We start from the raw sequence: 3,336 nt of genomic DNA on the forward strand, positions 1-3,336 counted from the left end.
GGCCGCGGGGCGGGACCGGGGCGCAGCGGGCCGCGCCCGTCGAGCGGCCGGCCGAGCGGGTCGAGCACCCGGCCCAGCCAGGTGTCGTCGGGTGCCAGCAGGGCGGGCGGCGCGAGATGCGCCGGGGTGCCGGGGCCGAGGCCGTCCAGCGGGCCGAGGGCGAGCGCGGTGGCGAGGCCGCCGCGCAGCGCCACCACCTCGGCCGGCACCATCGCGTCCTGGATGCCGCCCTGGAAGCCCGGCTCGATCGCCCCCTGGGGGCCGGCCTGGTGCTCGCCCGGGGGCGCGGCAAGGGCGAGGCGGGTGCCGAGCCGCAGCCAGGGTGAGAGACCCGAGACCGAAAATGAGACATTACCGGCGGATTCAACCTGGCCGTGCAGGGATAGCTGTCGTATCCTGCCCAATGCCGCCCTGGCGGCGCTGAAGGCGGCAAGCCGTTGATCCAGCGTGGGCCGGGACCGTTCCATCGCCGCTTTCATCGTTTCCTAGGGAAGTGTCTCGGAATTTAATACAACCACGGGGTGAATTTCCTCTTCACACATTCGGTCCGCATGCTATTTTTTGCACGCAAGACGTGTGGAGCCCCCCAACATGCGCGCACTTCTGGTTGAAGACGACCTGACCGCCTCACGCGGCATCGTCGCCATGCTCAAAACAGCCGCCATGATCGTGGACGCCGTGGACACGGGCGAGGAGGCGCTGGAACTGGCCCGCCTCTACGACTACGACGTCGTCATCCTCGACCTGGTCCTGCCGGACATGGAGGGATACGAGGTCGTCCGCCGCCTGCGCGCGGCGAAGATCGAGGTTCCGGTGCTGATCCTCTCCGCCCTCGGCCGCCCCCAGGCCAAGGTGAAGGGCTTCGGCATGGGCGCCGACGACTTCATCACCAAGCCCTTCGACCGGGAGGAGCTGGTGGCCCGCATCCAGGCGGTGGTGCGCCGCACCAAGGGCTTCTCGCAGCCCAGCCTGTCGGTCGGCCCGCTGACGCTCAACCTCGGCTCGCGCGAGGTGACGGTGGACGGCGCCCCGGTGCACCTGACCGGCAAGGAATACGCGATCCTCGAGCTGCTGACGCTGCGCAAGGGCGTGGTGATGACGAAGGAGGCCTTCCTCAACCACCTCTATGGCGGGATGGACGAGCCGGAGGTGAAGATCATCGACGTCTTCATCTGCAAGCTGCGCAAGAAGCTGGCCCAGGCCGGCGCCGACAACCTGATCGCCACCGTCTGGGGCCGCGGCTACGTGCTGCGGGAACCGCTGCCGGCGAATGCCCGCCTGCCGGCCACCGCCGCCGCGCCCGCCGCCCCGGGCAAGCCCGAGCTGGCGCAGCACGCCGCCTGACGGCGGCGGGGCGCCCGCCGCTTCTTCCTGGCCTGGCCGGCCGGTGGCCGGCACCGGGTTCGGATGGGTCCATCCGAGTTGGTGAAGCCGCCCCGGCCCCGGTGCCCTGCGGCGTGGCCGGGGCCGCCGGTGCGGCCAGGGGCGCCCTGCCAGGGCAAATCCGGCGGCCGGCCCGGCCCCGGTGCGCGGCCCGCGGCTGACCGGCGGAAATGCCCGGGGGAGTCACCGAAGGTCGCGGCCAGGGCCGATCCCGCGGCACGCCCCGGCCTTAGGCCGGATCGCGGCCCCGCCCGACGCCCGGGATGCCCGGCGCGTGGCTCGCCCGGGCCGGCCCCGGGACCCGCCCGCCGCGGCCGGCCCGCCGTCACCCGGTGCCGGACGCGCTGCCGTCAGGCCCCTAACCCGTCCAGCCGGCCTCGAAGCCGCTCAGCCAGGCCCGCAGCAGGCCGCCGAGCGCCTGGCGATCATCGGGGTCGAGCGCCGCGACGAGCCGCGCCTGCCGCGCGACATGGTCGCGCAGCGCGGCATCCACCAGCGCCAGGCCGGCCGGGGTCAGCCGGACGATCACGCCCCGGCCGTCCCGGGGATTGGGCAGCCGCTCCACCAGCCGCTGCGCCTCCAGCTGATCGAGCCGGTTGGTCATGGTGCCGGACGTCACCATCATCTCGCCGAGCAGCGCGCCGGGCGACAGGCCGCCGGGATGGCCGGCGCGGCGCAGCGTCGCCAGCACGTCGAAGCTGGCGAAGTTCAGCCCATGGCGGCCGAGCGCTTCCTCCATCCCGTGCATGAGATGGCGCTGCAGGCGCAGCACGCGCCCGACCAGCCCCATCGGCCCGACATCGAGGTCGGGGCGCGCGCGCGCCCACTGCGCCAGGATCGCATCCAGGGAGTCCATCGCATCGCCGTCGCAAAAGGGTCTCTTGAAGTCAAGAGATCCTACGATATCTTGAGGTCGAGAGATCGGCCAGGCGCCCCTGCGCCCGCCCGCGGAGGACACCCGATGACGACACGGGCGATGGACGGCACGGCCGGTGGGCTGCGGATGCCCGGCTGGCTCGCGCCGGTCGGGCTGCTCCTGGCGACGGGGGCGCTGCTCGGCGTCTCGACCAACCTCGCCAAGCTGGCGGTGGGCGCCGGCCTGCCGCCGCTGGCCTTCCTCACCTGGTCCACCGCCGGCGCGGCCCTGCTGGTCGGGGCGGTGGTCGCGCGCCGCGGGGCGCTGCCGCGGCTCGACCGCACCACCCTGACCTATTTCGTGGTCGCCGCGCTGGTCAGCGTCGCGGCGCCCAACCTGCTGTTCTTCTCGGCCATCGCGCATGTCGGCGCCGGCTTCGTCGCGCTCTGCATCGCCTTCCCGCCGCTGCTGACCTATCTCGGCGCCCTGGCGCTGCGGGCGGAACGCTTCGACGCGCTGCGCGCCACTGGCGTCGGCCTGGCGCTGGCCGGCGCGGCGGCGCTGGCCTGGGCCAAGCTGCGGACGCCCGATGCGCCGGCGACCTGGATCGCCGCGGCGCTCGCCGGGCCGGTGCTGCTGGCGGCCGGCAACCTCTACCGCTCCCTCCGCTGGCCGCCCGGCGCGCGGCCGGACTCCCTCGCCCCCGGCATGCTCGGCGCGGCGGCGCTGCTGCTGCTGGCCTGCGGCCTGCTGCCCGGGGCGTCGCTGCGGGTGGACCTGGCCGAGCCCCGGCAGATCCTGCTGGTGCTGCTGCAGGCGGTCGTGGTGGGGGGCATGTACCTGCTCTATTTCCGGCTGCAGGGCTGCGGCGGGCCGGTGATCGTCAGCCTGCTCGGCGCCATCGGCGCGGTGGTGGGCGTACCGGTCGCGGTGCTGCTGCTGGGCGAGGCGGTGCCGCCGGCGCTGGGGCCGGCCGGCGCGCTGATCGCCGCGGGCGTCGCCCTCGTCACCTGGCGAGCGATGCGGGCAGGGAGGCGGTAGGCGCGGGGACGCCGGCCCGCCGCGACGGCCCGGGGCGGCGGCGACCGCCGGCCGGG

Annotated in this window: 3 protein-coding genes and 1 pseudogene; 2 read left to right on the forward strand and 2 right to left on the reverse strand. The window is 74.6% G+C overall.

The window, feature by feature from the left end:
- Window positions 1–467: pseudogene (locus tag E2C05_RS30100) on the reverse strand (hypothetical protein); the annotation flags it as partial.
- A gap of 124 nt (window positions 468–591) precedes the next feature.
- Here E2C05_RS30100 and ctrA point away from each other — a divergent pair.
- Entirely contained in the window at window positions 592–1,344 is a 753-nt protein-coding gene (ctrA, locus tag E2C05_RS30105) for a response regulator transcription factor CtrA (RefSeq protein ID WP_133223299.1), read from the forward strand.
- Between the two features lie 397 nt (window positions 1,345–1,741).
- Here the strand turns inward: ctrA and E2C05_RS30110 are convergent, their stop codons facing one another.
- Entirely contained in the window at window positions 1,742–2,239 is a 498-nt protein-coding gene (locus E2C05_RS30110) for a MarR family winged helix-turn-helix transcriptional regulator (RefSeq protein ID WP_133223300.1), read from the reverse strand.
- A 105-nt stretch (window positions 2,240–2,344) separates the two neighbouring features.
- Between E2C05_RS30110 and E2C05_RS30115 the strand changes: the two genes are divergently transcribed.
- Window positions 2,345–3,280, forward strand: coding sequence for an EamA family transporter (locus E2C05_RS30115; RefSeq protein WP_200306352.1), 936 nt, complete (start codon window positions 2,345–2,347; stop codon window positions 3,278–3,280).
- Window positions 3,281–3,336 lie beyond the last annotated feature (56 nt).

This window comes from Paracraurococcus ruber, from assembly GCF_004353985.1.
Classification (GTDB): Bacteria; Pseudomonadota; Alphaproteobacteria; order Acetobacterales; family Acetobacteraceae; genus Paracraurococcus; species Paracraurococcus ruber.